Raw genomic sequence first — 15850 nt, forward strand, 5'->3', positions numbered from 1 at the left:
GGAAAAGGGGTAAAACCTTCCATTATATATTGAACAAATGAATAACTATATCAACTGAGTGAAGGCGCTTTACAAGGGGGAGTGCGGGAGACATCCCCTAGCGCCGTAGCGGATTTGAAGGGAATCTTTATTTCAACTTCTATATTTAAGAAAGGTGTTGTTAATCATAGACAAAATTATTTACTGGAATAATCACGAAACGGTTTTGTTCGCTGTTGAAGAGTTAAGAAGGTTAATGAGAGAAGTAGGACATGAAAGTACAATCGATGCCCAGGCGGAATTCACTGCACTTAATAAAAACATGAATAGAGTTATCCTGCTAACAACAAACGAATATCATTCTTTGAAGGATATGAGAAAAACAATCATACTAAATGATGATGGTTTTGCATTGATTAGATCAGAGCATGATATGTGGATTATTGGGAATGAGCCCCGTTCTATTCTCTATGGTGTTTATATGTATTGTAAAAAGCAGTTTGGTTACCAGTGGATTGATTTGGACAAAGAAACAATCGTTAACCCTCATTCACCAAAGAAAGAAGAACTATATATCCATGAACCGATGTTTGCTAGACGTGGAAATATTATTGAAACCATTAATGATCCCGGCTATATCAATACCCTCATAGATTGGGGAGTTAAAAACGGACAAAATGAATATTTCTTCACGTTCTTCTTATGGAATGAGGTTAAATCATACGTAACTTCTGCGTTACGTAAAAGAGATGTTCAAGTGACGTTAGGCGGTCATAGTTTAAGTTACTTGCTTAGAGAGATACAAAAGGATACGAACGAGAATATGCTCAAGCAAGAAGAGAAACTAAAGTTCTTTGCTGAAAATACATATCTTCAGGATAAAGTCATTCAAAAAATAGTCGCTATCTGTTTGGAAAACAAAGTGATTACTAGAATATCGTTGTGGCCTGAAGATATCGGAATTGACGAGAAAAACGCGAGTGGATTTTTACCGACATATATTCGATTTACTGAAAAAATGAAAGAAGCGCTTGATAAAAAAGGATTACACGTAGAAGTAGAATATATTGTGTACAATGCTGGGTTGTCTTGGAACATGCTGGAAAGGGAAAAACAAACAGAAGCATCTGATCAAGTCGATGTGTTATATGCCTATTGGGGAAGGGATTATTCATCAGCCATAAATTCAAGTGATTCTAGGCAAGTTAGAGCCTATCAAACATTGCAAGACTGGAATGAGCAAACGAAAAAATGCGGGAAATCGTTAACAGTTCTTGAGTACTATAGTGATCATTTTATGTTAACGGAGCTCTTCCCGCCACTTCTTATGAGAATACAGCAAGATTTACATGATTATAAACAATTGACTATAAACGGTGTATTAAATTTAATTGTACCAACGCATCAAAAACAACACTATCCAGAGCTAGAGGTTAACTACCCCTGGAAATGGATTCACCATTTTAATAATTACGTATACACAAGGATTGCCTGGGGTGAAAAATATGAAGTGATTGCAGAAGAATATTTCACTGTTTTTAATGAGGATAAAGCAGCATTTCATGAGATGCTGCTCGAATTAGAAAAACTTTTATCACAGCATACGAAGTGGAATGCACCACTTTTTCCTGCTCGAGTAGTGGATCCAGAAAAAGTCCGTGAGCCGATGAGTCAATTAAAGATACCTTCCTATTTACGCGATGTATATGAGCATTTGGCGAAGCTGGATATAACGGAGACTGAATCATTACTTGTCATTCAGACAAAGGATAATTTTAAATCATTTACAACAAAAGAAATGATGTCGATCTACTTCTATTATTTAAAAAAAGGAACCGAGATTTATTCAACTGCATGGGCATTAAAAGAAGAACAATAAAGCCTAACAGAATATACGGAGGTTTTACTTATGGATTTTAGTAATCTGCATTATTATGTACCAACAAAAAAAGTCAACAAGCCAACGTTAATTGAAAAAAACCTGATTATATACGGAGGAACACCAGCGGGAATAACGGCAGCTATTCAAGCGACAAGAATGGGTCTCACTGTAGCAATCATTGAGTTTAGCAGAAATATTGGTGGGATGACTGCGAGCGGATTAGGAGCTACAGATCTTGGCGCTGAAAATGCTGTTGGTGGTCTTTCAAGAGAATTTTATAATGAAATCGCGAAGTACTACCGAAAAGAGAAACAATGGAAATTCGAACCGAAGGCGGCTCAGTATGTATTTGATAAATGGATGAAAGATTATGATATCCCGGTTTATTTAAACCAACATCTAGCAGAGGTAAGTAAAGAGAATGGGGCAATCATTGAAATTATAATGGAAAATGGGTCTCGCTATAAAGGGAAAGTCTTTATGGATTGTAGTTATGAAGGTGATTTATTAGCTAAATCAGATGTTAGTTATTTTGTTGGACGAGAATCAAATGCAACGTATCAAGAGATTTATAATGGCGTCCAATTTGGAGCACCGCATCATAAATTTGAAAAGTGGATTGATCCTTATGTTGTGGAGGGGGAGGCAGAGAGTGGTTTGTTGCCGGGAATTACAGAAGATGATCCCAAACAGTTAGGTTATCAAGGGCAAGGAGATCATCGAATTCAAGCGTATAATTTTCGGATTTGCTTGACGAAGGAACGAAAGAATCGTACTCCATTTCCAAAGCCACCATATTATGAAGCAGATCGATACCAGCTTCTACTTCGTTATGTTCAAGCGGGTGTTTGGGATGCGATGAACCTTCACACGATGTTGCCAAACGGAAAATCCGATTTAAATAATTATGGCGCCATTTCGACGGACAATCTTGGGATGAATTATGACTGGCCTGAAGGTAGTTATCATAGACGTGAGGAGATTTTTCAAGATCATTTGAATTATGATTTGGGGATGTTGTACTTTTTAGCTAATGATTTACGTGTACCAGTAGAAATCCGTGAGGAAGTAGCTGCCTGGGGATTACCGAAAGATGAATTTGAAAAAACGGGAAACTGGCCACATCAGTTGTATATCCGTGAAGGAAGAAGAATGATTTCTGATCATGTCATGACAGATCATAATTGTCTAAAGCAGACATTTGTTGATGATCCGATCGGTTTGGCATCATTCCATATGGATTCTCATAACTGCCGACGTGTCGTGATTGATGGCAGGTGTGTGAATGAGGGAGATGTTCAAGTACCAATTGCTCCTTATGCGATTTCGTATCGTTCCATTCGTCCAAAGTTTGAGGAATGTACGAATTTACTTGTTCCCGTTTGCTTATCAAGTTCACATATTGCTTATGGTTCGATTCGAATGGAGCCGATATTTATGATTCTTGGGCAGACAGCAGGAACGGCGGCAGCTCTTGCCTATAAACATGAAATAGCTGTCCAAAATGTAGATTATGAAGAATTGAAACAGGAACTTCTAAAGGCGGATCAAGTTGTCGAATGGGGAGAGGAGATGATGGATGATCCGATTAAACGAATGGAAGAAACGTTCGGAAAGGAATAACCATTACAGTAGTGGAGGGGTCTAGATGAAAATCATTGCTTGGAAACGCGATAGATTAGAAGAGCTAGTAGAGTTATGGAATAAAGAATTAGCCGTAGATTTTCCGATGCGTAAAGAGCTGTTTATACAGAATAGTTTCAATGACGTGAACGTTAGCTATGAAGGTTCTTATATCGCAGTAGATGATCAAGACCATGTGATTGGATTTGTAGTTGCTAAACGATGGCAAGAAACAATAGACGTGAAAATGGATCCTAAAGGGGGGTGGATCCAAGTGTTATTAATAGACAGTGCACACCGGGGGAAAGGGCTTGGAACAAAGCTTCTTAAACGTGCAGAAGCACAATTAAAAGGAAATGGTGTTGAGGAGATGCAATTGGGTGGTGACCCCTTTCACTATTTCTCGGGTATACCGGATCAATATAAGAATGCTCAAAAGTTGGCGAAAAAACATGGCTACACTAAAAGAGTAGACACATATGACTTGATTAATCACCTGGATAAAAAATATGACTTACCTGTTGATAATTCAGTTGTATTTTCAATCCTTAAAAAGGAGGAAGAAGTTGATCTAATTTTATTTCTAGAAAGATGTTTTCCCGGAAGATGGGTCTATGAAACGATGAAGTACTTTGAAATGAATGGGGATGGACGAGAATTTGTTGTCGTCAAAAAGAAAGGTCAAATCATAGGTTTTTGTAGAATAAATGATAGCCACTCGCCATTCATTGCACAAAACGTTTATTGGAGTCCCCTTTTTGAACAAGAGGTCGGTGGGATTGGTCCATTAGGGATTGATGCGAATGAACAAAAGCAAGGGTACGGATTAGCGATTGTTCAAGCTGCAATAGCTTATTTACAAGAACGAAATACTGAAACTATCATTATTGATTGGACAATTTTAGTGGACTTTTATAAAAAACTAGACTTTAATCCATGGAAAATATATGGCGTTTATTTAAAGGATTTGAAGTGAAGATTTTAAAGAAGGTGTAGTGAGTAATGGGGGTCCGCCAACACGAAACCAAATTGTTTGAACAGGTGATCCAATTGGCTTATGAAACATTTCTTGAATAGGGCCAGACATCGATGGGGTGGCCTAAATAAGTTTTATCCCGCATTAACGGGCAGTAAGATTCCCACTTCAAACACGAGAAGAATAAGTGGAGAGTCAACTAATCGTAATAGCCCGTATGGTTATGCTAACAATCAGTGGAGGATGAAGAATCCCCACTGATTGAAGACTTTTTTAATTGCGGTGTAATTTCCGCAGTTTATACATAGCTTTGTTGCAGAAAAAAATGAAAGCGATTAACATACATTCTTTATAGTTTACATTCAAGGTTTATGGTAAGATACTTTGAATGTAATTGGATAAAGAAGGGAAGTGTAGTAATGGCATCAGCCGAAACTGCAAAAAAACCAGACAAAAAACTGAATTTATTTCATTTAACATGGCCAATTTTTTTAGAAGTCTTTCTTTTTATGTTGATGGGTATCGCGGATACATTCATGTTGAGTGCATTGTCAGATGATGCTGTGTCAGGTGTAGGGGCGGCAAATCAGTATGTTCATATTGCCATTCTCATCCTAGAAGTTGTTGGGAACGGGGCGGCAATTGTTGTATCACAACATCTCGGCTCGAAAAGGTATCTTGAAGCATCCAAAATTTCAGCATTAGCGGTTACATTAAATTTAATTGTCGGTCTTCTTATGAGTGTTATTTTCGTTATATTTTCAAAAAACATGATGATTGCTATGAATTTACAAGGCGATGTACTGGAGCATGCTTCAAAATATTTAATCATTGTGGGCGGAGCGATTTTCTTACAAGCTATTATTAATTCGTTATCAGCGATTATTCGTGTACATGGCTTTACAAAACAAACGATGTTTGTTTCATTAGGTATGAACATTGTTCACGTAGTCGGCAACTATGCACTAATTTTCGGGAATTTTGGTTTTCCAGAGTTAGGGGTACAGGGTGCAGCAATTTCTTCTGTTGTCAGTCGCTTGCTTGCATTGATTGTTTTCTTTTGGATACTTTATCGAGTAATGGAATACCGTGTAGAGTTCCGCTATTATATTACATTGTCAAAAGAATATATTCGTAAAATATTACAGATAGGCATTCCATCCGCATTCGAACAGGTGATGTATCAAGGGTGTCAAATTGTCTTCTTATACTATGTAACTTACTTAGGAGCGGAATCATTAGCAGCAAGACAATATGCTGTGAACATATCAATGTTTACGTATTTATTCGCGATTGCGATTGGTATGGGAACTGCGATTATTGTTGGAAGGTTTGTTGGCGGAAACGAGCAAGACGAGGCATATACGAGTGTTTGGACAAGTGTCAAATGGGCATTTCTGTTTACGTTATGTATGGTGACACTCGTTATCATATTCCGCTATCCATTGATGAGGTTGTTTACTGATAACACTGAAATCATTGAAATAGGGGCATCCGTTTTACTTCTTAGTATTTTACTAGAAACCGGGCGTACGTTGAACATTGTTATTATCTCCTCATTGCGTGCAGCTGGAGATGCAAAATATCCGGTTATCATTGGTTCTTTTTCAATGGTAGCGATGAGTTTGCCATTAGGCTATTTTCTAGTGTTCGAATTAAACCTTGGACTCGTTGGAGTATGGCTAGCGATTACTGTAGATGAATGGACGCGTGCTATTATTATGTATTACCGATGGAAGAGTAGGAAATGGGAAAGATACGCTCTTGTATCGCCGAAAAAGAGTCGTCAGTGAATACAGATAGTCAAACATAGAACTTGGAACAGTTGAATAATATATAAAGCGTGTCACTTAGAGTTTTACTATCTAAGTGGCATTTATTTGACTCGGTGTAAAGTGGATATGCAATTTTAACGAGGTAAATAACTAAAGCCCCAGCAACTCAGGCGAAATTAATCGACAGAGTTACTGGGTTTTTTAGTTTAATACAATCATAATATCTTCTCTAAAAAGTCTTGTGCACGTTGACTTTTTGGTGCAGAAAAGAATGCGGCAGGGGGGGCGTCTTCAACTAATTGCCCATCGTCCAAAAATAACACGCGATCTGCGACTTCTCGCGCAAATCCCATTTCATGGGTTACAATTGCCATCGTCATACCGGTAAGTGCTAACGATTTAATAACTTCCAGTACTTCCTTCACCATTTCAGGGTCAAGGGCAGAAGTTGGCTCATCGAACAACATCATTTCGGGTGACATTGCCAAAGCTCTTGCAATGGCTACACGTTGTTTTTGTCCGCCCGATAATCGAACTGGATGTTCGTTCTCTTTTTCAGCGAGTCCTACCTTTTTTAATAATTCTCGCCCCTGTTCTTCTGCTACATCCTTAGAAGTTCCTTTGACCATCATCGGTGCATAGATAATGTTTTCAAGAACAGTCTTATGGGGGAAGAGGTTAAATTGTTGAAATACCATTCCAACTTGCTCTCTCACCTTCATAATATTGACCTTGGGATTTGTTACTTCAGCTTCATTCACCCATATATGTCCGCTTGTAGGTGTTTCAAGTAAATTAATGCAACGAAGAAATGTCGATTTTCCAGAACCTGAAGGACCAATAATTGCAATGATTTCCCCTTTTTGAATGGTGGTTGAAATCCCTTTTAACACTTCAACTTTTCCGAAGTTTTTACGAAGATCCTGAATTTTAATCACTTCGTCTCATCCTCCTTTCAACCGCTTTACCAATCAGTGTTAAAACAATTACCATCAGATAATAGATAACACCCGCGAAGATTAGCGATTCAAAATAACGATAAGTATTGCCGCCTACGATATACGATCTTCTCATAATATCTGTTACACCAATGACGGTGACAATCGCAGATTCCTTCGTTAAGGTAATAAATTCATTCATCAAAGCAGGTAAGATGTTTTTCAAAGCTTGCGGTAAAACAATATCCATCATCATTTTCTTATAAGGGATGCCGAGGGCCATTGAAGCTTCCAGTTGCCCTTTATCTACAGCTAAAATACCGGCTCTAATAATTTCAGAAATGTATGCGCCCGAATTAAAACCGAATGCCAAGACAGCTGCAGTATATGCAGTGACTTTAATATCGAATAACTGTGGGGTACCATAATAGATTAAAAGAAGTTGGAGAATCAATGGGGTTCCACGGAAAATGGACGTATAGATGTCCGCAAACCATTTTAGTCCTTTAAATCTCCCAATTTTACATAACGCTAAAAGAATTCCGATTATAAAACCTATAATTGCTGCAACGCCGACAATTTTCAGAGTGACCCCAATTCCTTGTAGAATATAAGGAATTGAGGGGGCAATTTGGGAAAAGTCTAAATTCATGGGCTAACATCCCTTTCTTTCCCGAATGAATTAGTTACTGAACCATTTCAAAACTAATTTCTCTACATCACCTTTATCCTGTAATTCCTTGAGGACACGGTCAAATTCAGCAGTTAAATCGCTGTCTTTTTGGAAAGCCATTGATAAACCTAATTTGTGCTCCTCTGGAAGTTCAAAGCTAGACAGTTCCTTATTTGACTCGATATAGCCATTTGCCACTACATCTGCAATGACGATTGCATCAAGATGACCAGATTTGATTTCTTGGAAAAGATCCGGAACGCGGTCACGGCTTTCAACAGAGTAACCATATTGTTCTTCAAGTGATTTCGCACCTTTTTCTTGAACAGATGCCGTTTGAGCACCAATTTTTTTGCCTTTTAGATCTTCCGCGCTATTGATGTTGCTGTCCTTCATCGTAATAACTAGATTTGTAGCTGTAAAATAAGCAGTTGAGAAATCAATTACTTTTTTACGTTCTTCATTGTTGCCATCCATACCTGCAACGACCATATCAATGCTTTTTGCTTGGAGCGCGGGAATTAAACCATTGAAATCCATGTCTTCAATTTCTAATTCATAACCTAGTTCTTTGGCAACCATTTTTGCCAAATCAATATCAAAACCGATGATTTCATCACTTACTGCTGTGTCGACATATTCGAATGGGGGATAATCTGCTGAAGTTCCCATTTTAAGTATCTTCGTATCTGATGCACCTGTTTTCTCACCATCTGCTTCATCTTTGGTTCCACATGCCACAAGTACGCTCATCATTAGAACGAGTAGAAGTGCAATCCCTGACCACTTTTTCATAATAAATCACTCCATTTCTAATTTGTTTTATTTTCAAATTCCGTTAAAGCTTCATCCAATACAGTCAATCCGTCATCGATCTGCTCTTTTGTTATTGTAAGCGGGGGAATCATTCGAATAACTTCACCAGAGTTGCCGCACAAGTAGAACAGTACACCTTTGTGGAGACAACCATCCAGGACAGCCATTACTGCTTCGCCGTCAGGTTCACCCGTTTCTGGATTGCCAAGCTCGATACCAATCATCAAACCAACACCTCTAACGTCATTTATGGTTGGATGTTGTAGTTTCATTTCAAGTAAGCGTTCCACTGCATAGGCGCCCATTGCTGTTGCGTTTTCCAATAGCTTTTCTTCTTTCAACACTTCAAGAGATGCGAGAGCAGCGGAACAAGCGATAGGATTGCCGCCAAAGGTCGTTCCATGTGTGCCGAGCGGCCATTGGTCCATTAGTTCTTTCGAGGCAACAGTAGCGCTAAGCGGAAGCCCTGCGGCAATCCCTTTAGCGATCGCCATGATATCCGGTTTGACATCGAATGTCTGTGCAGCGAACCAATTGCCTGTGCGGCCGAATCCAGTTTGAACTTCATCGAAAATAAGTAGAATGCCATGGCGGTCACAAATTTCCCGAACTTTTTTCAGCCAAGCTTTTGGTGGAATGATGTATCCACCTTCGCCGAGAATCGGTTCGATAATCATACAAGCGACTTCTTCCGGATCTACTTGGTGGTTGAATAGTTTTTTCGCATCTTGCTCAAGTTTTTCAGGGAAGAAGACGTCAGGATCTGCTCCTTCAGGAAGGTATTCAGGCAGTGCATATGGCAACTGATAGGAAAGCCATGTGGGCTGCAAATGTTTCCGGTATTTACTTTTCGATGTTGTCACACTTAATGCGCCCATTGAACGTCCATGGAAACAGCCAGTGAAAGAAACGATATAAGGTCTTCTTGACGTATATTTTGCAAGTTTTAACGCACCTTCAATTGCTTCAGTGCCACTGTTCGCGAAAAAGAAGTTATCGAGTTTTGGTGGTAAAATCGTTTGCAGTTCGGCTGCAAGTTTTAAGATGGATTCGTAGATGATAACACCTGATGGACCATGAATAAGGTGGTCTGCACTATCTTTGATCGCCTGTACGACTTTAGGGTGCCGATGTCCTACGTTCTCGACAGCAATGCCAGAAGTGAAATCTAGGTACCTCTTACCATCAGCGCCGTAATAATAACATCCTTCTGCTTTTACAACAGGTAAGTTCGGGTGATCTTTTGCCATACTTGGTGCGAGAAAGTTTCCAATGTTGTCGACCATATGAAGCCAGTCTTGTTGTTCTCCTAATTTTTGCTGCACAGTAAATCCTCCTACTCAATATCGGTATATTTTTTCAGTTTGCGAACGACAGAAGGTTGGCTTATTCCAAGGAACTTAGCGATTTCAGTCGTTGTACGATAGCGCTCCTGCGCATCCCTTAACACTTTCATTTCAACATCATCTAAAATACTTGGTAGTGTTCGTCCTTCAAGATGAATAATAGACAAGTCATCGTCTGTTTTTTTACGGTATTCTGGAGGCAAGTCTTTTGCCGTGATAATAGGGGAAGTACTTTGGACAACCAACCGTTCGATAACATTTTTGAGTTCGCTATGGTTTCCATGCCAATCAAGAAGTAGTAACTGGTTAAAGACATCATCTGAGAGCTTCTTTGTAGTAGTGTGTGCAATTGAAAACTGACTTAAATAGATGGAAATCAAAGCACTCAAATCTTCTTTACGTTCACGAAGCGGTTTTAAATGAATTGGAACAATATGGAGCATGTAATACAAATCTTGATGGAACTTTTTAACAGCAATTGATTCTGTCAATGCATTTTCAGCTGAGCTAATTAGCCTCACATCAAGTGGAGAAAATGTAGTTGCATTTATAGGGGTAAATCTACGTTCTTTCAGTACATTGGCAACTTTTCCTTGAAGATGAACCGAAAGTTTATCGATTCCCTTTAAATAGAGGGTTCCTTCATGGGCTAACGTCAACAGACCCGTTACCCTTTGCTCGAACTCTCCACCGAACAGTTCACGTTCAAACATCGCTTCCGGCATTGTTTCGCAGTCAATTTCAATGAAAGGTCCATTTTTTCGCTTACTTTCGTTATGAATGAACTTTGCCATTGTTGTTTTCCCAGTTCCTTGTTCTCCATAAAAGATGACAGAAACATCGAGTGCGGCCGCATTCCTAGCGGTTTCATAAGCAATTCGTGTCGTCCTGTTTTCCATCGTCAATCCATCGATTGTAAGATTCTCTTTTCGGAGTAGCGAGAGTTCCTCTTTTGCCAGGGACATTTCATTTTCAAGTTCTTTCATATATTCCTGAATGACGAGAAGTTCGGCTACTTCATAGGAATAACTAAGGACAAATTCAACTTCGCCTGACTCATTAAAGAATGGCACGCCTGTAATAAGTGCTTTTCGTCCAGAAGGGGTAGCTTGTATGACAACTACCTTCTTTTTTTGTAGAAGGACGAGTGGAGTAATAGCTGGAGAGAAAATACCCCTTTTTTCTAAATCATATACGGATTTTCCGAGGAGATCCTCAGCACGTATCCCGTAATAGCGTCCACTAATTTGTGAAGCTTTTACGATAATACCTGCGTGATTAGTAACAATGATATCTTCATCATACGAATCAATAATTTCTTCTTTTGAATTTGGATGTAAGAAAAATCCTGTCATACGACCACCTTTCCTAGAGGTAACAGTATTCAATAATGAATAATTATTTGTTTGTAAATAAAATATACGTTATTATTGGAAGATTAGCAATATATTTTTAACTCATTGGTGAATGTACTAGATACTTGTATTGGCGATGTCGAAAATTATAACATGCATTCAAATGCATTTACAAGTATAATTATACAAATAGGAGATATAAGTACTGAGAAGTTCCTTTTTTCGCTTATCTATGATTAGATACAGGTCAAGTGACTCGTTTATTATTCAGAAATGAATTGAAGGAAAGGGGATTAGATGATGTTAAAAGAAATACTAATCAATAGTATAGAGGAATCTATTGAAGAAATGATTCAGGTGCGTCGTCATTTACATATGCACCCAGAATTATCACATCAGGAAATTGAAACACCAGCCTTCATCGCCAACTACTTGGATGACTTAGGAATCGAAGTGCGCCGGGGAGTTGGGGGGAGAGGTGTGGTAGGAATAATACGCGGAGGAAAGTCGGGGAAAACGATTGCTTTCCGAGCTGATTTCGATGCATTGCCAATCCAGGATGCAAAGGATATCCCGTACCAGTCAACCGTACCGGGCGTTATGCATGCCTGTGGACACGATGGTCATACTGCAGCATTATTAGGCTTTGCAAAAGCGGTAAATGCAGTGAAAGATCAATTGCAAGGAACCATTATCCTCATTCACCAGTTCGGGGAGGAATTGCCGCCAGGTGGGGCGAGAGCCATGATTGCGGATGGTTGTTTAGATGGAGTGGATGCGATTTACGGTGCCCATCTTCAGTCTACTATGGATTCAGGTCATGTTTATGTACGTGACGGTTATTTACAAGCTGGTGAAGATACCGTCAAGATTATTGTAAATGGTTCTGGAGCACATGGGGCAGAACCACAAAAAGGAGCAGATCCAATTTTAGCAGCCAGTCACATCATGGTTGCACTTCAATCCATTGTGAGCCGGAATACAGATCCAATGAAAGAGCTTGTTATTTCAATTGGGAAGTTTCATGCTGGGGATGCAGATAATGTCATTCCAGAAAAAGCAGTGATGGAAGGGACGATTCGTGTTTTTGATGAAGAGTTGCGTACGTTGGCCGGCGAACGTCTGACGGATCTTGCACGTTCTGTGGGTCGCGGACTTGGTTGTGAGGTGGAAGTGCAAATTGAAAGAGGGTACGATGCACTTTGGAATCATGCCGAGCAGGTGGACATCGTTCGAAAAGCAGCTTCGGATACATTTGGTAGTGATGCTGTAATTGAAACACAACCGATTATGCCAGTCGAGGACTTTTCCTATTACCTGCAACAAGTTCCAGGTGCCTATTTTTTTGTCGGTGCAAAAATGGAGGATACTAAAAAGGTGTTCCCACATCACCATGAAAAATTTGATTTTCATGAGCCGGCATTGGAAATGATTACTAAGACATTTGCAGGGATTTTGCTTGATTATCAAAAATAGTGAGGGCGTATCAGTTGGATGCAAGACCCATTTGAGGTAATCCGCAATTCCATGCTGGTTATGCAGTTCATTCAACAAGTTGGTTGCGGAATAGAGAACACAAAAAACTAAAAAAAGGGATTGTATAGCAATGGAAATCAAAACGGTTGTTTTGTTTACAAAAGATTTAGTACAAATGAAAAATTTCTATATTAATATACTAGGTTTTTCTTTACTGAATGAAGATAAGAATAGCTTCCGAATCACTATTGGTACAAGCGAATTAGAGTTTTCCTCAAAAGTAGTAGAAGGCAATCCCTATTACCACTTTGCATTTAACATACCAGCTAACAAATTTTTTGAAGCAAAATTATGGACGAAAGAAAGAGTGAGTCTATTAGTTGAAGAGGGGAAAGATGAAGTTGAATTTGTTCATTTACCAGCTCATGCGTTGTACTTCTATGACCCAGCCGGTAATATAGTAGAGTTTATTTCGAGACAGTCAGTATCCAAAGATAGTAAGGAAGCATTTTCGATTAAAAGTATTTTAAATATTAGTGAAATCAGTATGACTGTAGATGATGCTATAAGTGTGGGCGAAAAACTTTCCGTTATTGGTGTGACTGAACGTGACAATAATGCAATAAGTACAAACATGCTTAATTTTTTGGGTGAAAGAAAGAATGGGGTATTCATTTTATTAACTCAACCAGGAAGGAAGTGGTTATTTTCTGATAAAAAAGCTGCCATCTATCCTCTTGAGATAACATTAACGGATAATAATAAAATAGTAATCAAGCCTGATAATGAAGTACAAACATTTCCGATTAAGCATGAAAAATCGTCAATAGAGTTGAAATAAAGAATTCTTTTTAATCATATATACGTTTTGGAACTTTGGAGCTGTCTACGCCCACATCGTAATTAAATAAGCTGCCAATCATGTTATTAACTGGTTACTTTTGGTTAATCAACAGGTGTGATTTAAATTAAGAATAGGGAAGTTCTTGATTTTCCAAATATGCGTTTAGATTTGCCAATGAATAGGCGAATCCTTCTTGGTTAAATTCTACTCTTGTTCCGTCAGGTTCAGAGCTTAATTCAATCGAAAAAAGTATTTGATTTGAATCCCAGTAATACGAAAATTTTTGATTTTGCACGACTTCTTTAATCGTAAATTTCATTGTCATGCTCTCTTCTTTTTTAAGATCATTGTATGAACTTGGCATCAATGTGAAAGTGGCTTGCTCTCCAGCCTTAAAAATGGGTATGTTCCACTTGGAACCTGGAGCATACCAAATTGAAAAAACTTCATCATTGGCAATGGCATTCCAAACTGTTTCTAAATCTTTTTGATTAATATGGACTTACTGTTAGTCTTCAATATAACAACCTCCGATACATAGTCTCTCAAGTATAAAAAAGGAATGATGGAAACACAAACATATGTCGATGGTCAGATGATCTAACAAAAGATATGATGACTCATGAAAGTAATTGGACAGTAATGGATAATGAAGAGTCGCTTGCAGTCTATGATAATCAAACGTTACAGGTGGCATTCGCTTGTAATCCGAAGAAATAGTTACTAAGCCGAGCTGTAGTATCGCCCTTGGTGACGGTAAATACTTTTAATTTTGAATAAAAACAAGAGCCTTCTGGAAAGTATCCCGGAAGGCTCTAACGCATTTTTCATTCAAGTAGGTAAGATGAGATTAATTCCATAACCCTGCTTTTTCAAGTTTCTTTTTACCTCTAAACGCTAAGATGATAAAGACTATATTGAAAACAAGCATTGCAACGATTGTATAAAGTACTAATGTGTAAGTACCAGTTAATTCAAATACAAACCCATATCCAGGTAAAGCTACGATACCCGCAACAGCTAGTCCTAATGCAGCAGTAGAATAAATTTGACTGAATTCTTTATTGCCGAAAAGGGAAGTTGTAAGAATAGGTCCGAGTGTTCCAACCGATGCAGATACAACACCGAAAATCCCGATTGCAATCATAAAAATTGTTGAGTTATCTGCAATCGTAAGCAACATTCCGATTGAAACCAATCCCGTAATCATTGAGAAGATGGCTGTATTTCGTGCGCCAATCTTGTCGCTTAAGAAACCAAAAACGATAGATCCAACTAGCATACCAATCATCCAAATACCTAATGCATTACCGGCGAATTGAACGGAGTAACCAAGACCCATTGCGAATGTGGGAATATGTTGACCAAAGCTAGCAATTGCTGTTATGAAGAAGAAAAAGATAAATAATGCATAAAATGCAGTAGATTTTCTTGCTACAGCAGCAATTACACCTTTATTAGGCTCAACTATAGTTTCACTTGCACCTTTTTTAATTTCGTCCATGCCAATTGGTAGCAGACCTTTTTGTTGAGGTGCCATTCTGATTGTTAAAATAATAATGGGAATAACGATTGCCATTACGACAAGTCCTAATGTAATGTAAGCGGATCTCCAACCGTTGTTAGCAATAAGGTTTCCAACGATAGGTGAGATGATAGCGCCACCTATTCCAACAAATGCCATCATGGCCCCCATTGCTAATCCATTATGTTTTTTAAACCAGTTATTTATCAATACTGGCCCAGCCATTGTTGCAACGAAAACCGAACCAATTGCCATTGGAATAGCGAATAAATACCATCCCCACACTGAATCCATTAAGCCAAACATAGCAAAAGAACCAGCTTGTAAAATTACACCGACAATAAGTAGTAATCTGATGTCATATTTCGCCATCATCTTACCGGCAATCGGTAAAAATAGCATTGTAGCAATTGAAGAAACACTAAAGTATAATGTCAAACTACCCATACCAATTCCTAAGTCCTGAGAAACGGGTGTTAAAAATAATGCACCTGAGCTATTAATTCCACCTCGTGTAAATGCCGCCATAAGTGACACACCGATGAGTAACCACCAGCCAAAGTGAATTTTTTTCTTGTTATTCATTAAGTTAAACCATCCTTTTTTCTTGTACTTTGATCGTTCCGTATATCGAAATGTTCA

The 15850-nt window shown here is 38.6% G+C and carries 13 protein-coding genes; 6 read left to right on the plus strand and 7 right to left on the minus strand.

The window, feature by feature from the left end:
* Positions 1-154 precede the first annotated feature (154 nt).
* From AZE41_RS09505 to AZE41_RS09520, 4 genes are all read left to right on the plus strand, one after another.
* A complete protein-coding gene (locus AZE41_RS09505) occupies positions 155-1858 on the plus strand; it encodes an alpha-glucuronidase family glycosyl hydrolase (RefSeq protein ID WP_082786545.1) in 1704 nt (567 codons plus the stop codon).
* A gap of 30 nt (positions 1859-1888) precedes the next feature.
* On the plus strand, positions 1889-3484 hold the full coding sequence (locus AZE41_RS09510) for an FAD-dependent oxidoreductase (protein ID WP_067208507.1): 1596 nt from the start codon (positions 1889-1891) through the stop codon (positions 3482-3484).
* Between the two features lie 25 nt (positions 3485-3509).
* Positions 3510-4460, plus strand: coding sequence for a GNAT family N-acetyltransferase (locus AZE41_RS09515; RefSeq protein WP_067208509.1), 951 nt, complete (start codon positions 3510-3512; stop codon positions 4458-4460).
* 419 nt (positions 4461-4879) lie between these two features.
* A complete protein-coding gene (locus AZE41_RS09520) occupies positions 4880-6253 on the plus strand; it encodes an MATE family efflux transporter (protein ID WP_067208512.1) in 1374 nt (457 codons plus the stop codon).
* Between the two features lie 197 nt (positions 6254-6450).
* Here the strand turns inward: AZE41_RS09520 and AZE41_RS09525 are convergent, their stop codons facing one another.
* From AZE41_RS09525 to AZE41_RS09545, 5 genes are read right to left on the minus strand one after another with little or no spacing between them, the layout of a single operon-like run.
* Positions 6451-7173, minus strand: a complete 723-nt coding sequence (locus tag AZE41_RS09525; protein ID WP_067208515.1) for an amino acid ABC transporter ATP-binding protein — start codon at positions 7171-7173, stop codon at positions 6451-6453.
* Entirely contained in the window at positions 7166-7825 is a 660-nt protein-coding gene (locus AZE41_RS09530) for an amino acid ABC transporter permease (RefSeq protein WP_067208518.1), read from the minus strand. The genes AZE41_RS09525 and AZE41_RS09530 overlap by 8 nt, the downstream gene beginning before the upstream one ends.
* A 30-nt stretch (positions 7826-7855) precedes the next feature.
* Positions 7856-8641, minus strand: a complete 786-nt coding sequence (locus AZE41_RS09535) for a transporter substrate-binding domain-containing protein (protein ID WP_067208521.1) — start codon at positions 8639-8641, stop codon at positions 7856-7858.
* 17 nt (positions 8642-8658) lie between these two features.
* Positions 8659-9987 (minus strand): aspartate aminotransferase family protein, encoded by a 1329-nt coding sequence (locus AZE41_RS09540; protein WP_257722512.1) that lies wholly within the window; start codon positions 9985-9987, stop codon positions 8659-8661.
* A gap of 11 nt (positions 9988-9998) precedes the next feature.
* On the minus strand, positions 9999-11363 hold the full coding sequence (locus AZE41_RS09545; protein ID WP_067208524.1) for a sigma 54-interacting transcriptional regulator: 1365 nt from the start codon (positions 11361-11363) through the stop codon (positions 9999-10001).
* Between the two features lie 300 nt (positions 11364-11663).
* On the opposite strand from AZE41_RS09545, the gene AZE41_RS09550 reads away from it, so the two are divergent.
* Entirely contained in the window at positions 11664-12839 is a 1176-nt protein-coding gene (locus AZE41_RS09550) for a M20 metallopeptidase family protein (protein WP_067208526.1), read from the plus strand.
* Positions 12840-12969: 130 nt separating this feature from the next.
* Positions 12970-13680 carry a VOC family protein gene (locus tag AZE41_RS09555; RefSeq protein ID WP_067208529.1) on the plus strand — a complete coding sequence of 237 codons (711 nt, stop codon included), beginning with the start codon at positions 12970-12972 and terminating at the stop codon, positions 13678-13680.
* A 127-nt stretch (positions 13681-13807) separates the two neighbouring features.
* Here the strand turns inward: AZE41_RS09555 and AZE41_RS22130 are convergent, their stop codons facing one another.
* Together AZE41_RS22130 and AZE41_RS09565 are read right to left on the minus strand one after the other, a co-directional pair.
* Positions 13808-14179 carry an SRPBCC family protein gene (locus tag AZE41_RS22130; RefSeq protein WP_082786547.1) on the minus strand — a complete coding sequence of 124 codons (372 nt, stop codon included), beginning with the start codon at positions 14177-14179 and terminating at the stop codon, positions 13808-13810.
* Positions 14180-14533: 354 nt separating this feature from the next.
* Positions 14534-15793, minus strand: a complete 1260-nt coding sequence (locus AZE41_RS09565) for an MFS transporter (RefSeq protein WP_067208532.1) — start codon at positions 15791-15793, stop codon at positions 14534-14536.
* Positions 15794-15850: the final 57 nt, after the last annotated feature.

The organism is Sporosarcina psychrophila (assembly GCF_001590685.1).
GTDB classification, from domain to species: Bacteria; Bacillota; Bacilli; order Bacillales_A; family Planococcaceae; genus Sporosarcina; species Sporosarcina psychrophila.

Bases quoted from the DNA above. Each gene is read 5' to 3' on its own strand.
- AZE41_RS09510 (WP_067208507.1), top strand. From the start codon at position 1,889: ATGGATTTTAGTAATCTGCATTATTATGTACCAACAAAAAAAGTCAAC.
- AZE41_RS09520 (WP_067208512.1), top strand. From the start codon at position 4,880: ATGGCATCAGCCGAAACTGCAAAAAAACCAGACAAAAAACTGAATTTA.
- AZE41_RS09530 (WP_067208518.1), bottom strand. From the start codon at position 7,825: ATGAATTTAGACTTTTCCCAAATTGCCCCCTCAATTCCTTATATTCTA.
- AZE41_RS09515 (WP_067208509.1), top strand. From the start codon at position 3,510: ATGAAAATCATTGCTTGGAAACGCGATAGATTAGAAGAGCTAGTAGAG.
- AZE41_RS09565 (WP_067208532.1), bottom strand. From the start codon at position 15,793: ATGAATAACAAGAAAAAAATTCACTTTGGCTGGTGGTTACTCATCGGT.
- AZE41_RS09545 (WP_067208524.1), bottom strand. From the start codon at position 11,363: ATGACAGGATTTTTCTTACATCCAAATTCAAAAGAAGAAATTATTGAT.
- AZE41_RS09555 (WP_067208529.1), top strand. From the start codon at position 12,970: ATGGAAATCAAAACGGTTGTTTTGTTTACAAAAGATTTAGTACAAATG.
- AZE41_RS09550 (WP_067208526.1), top strand. From the start codon at position 11,664: ATGTTAAAAGAAATACTAATCAATAGTATAGAGGAATCTATTGAAGAA.
- AZE41_RS09535 (WP_067208521.1), bottom strand. From the start codon at position 8,641: ATGAAAAAGTGGTCAGGGATTGCACTTCTACTCGTTCTAATGATGAGC.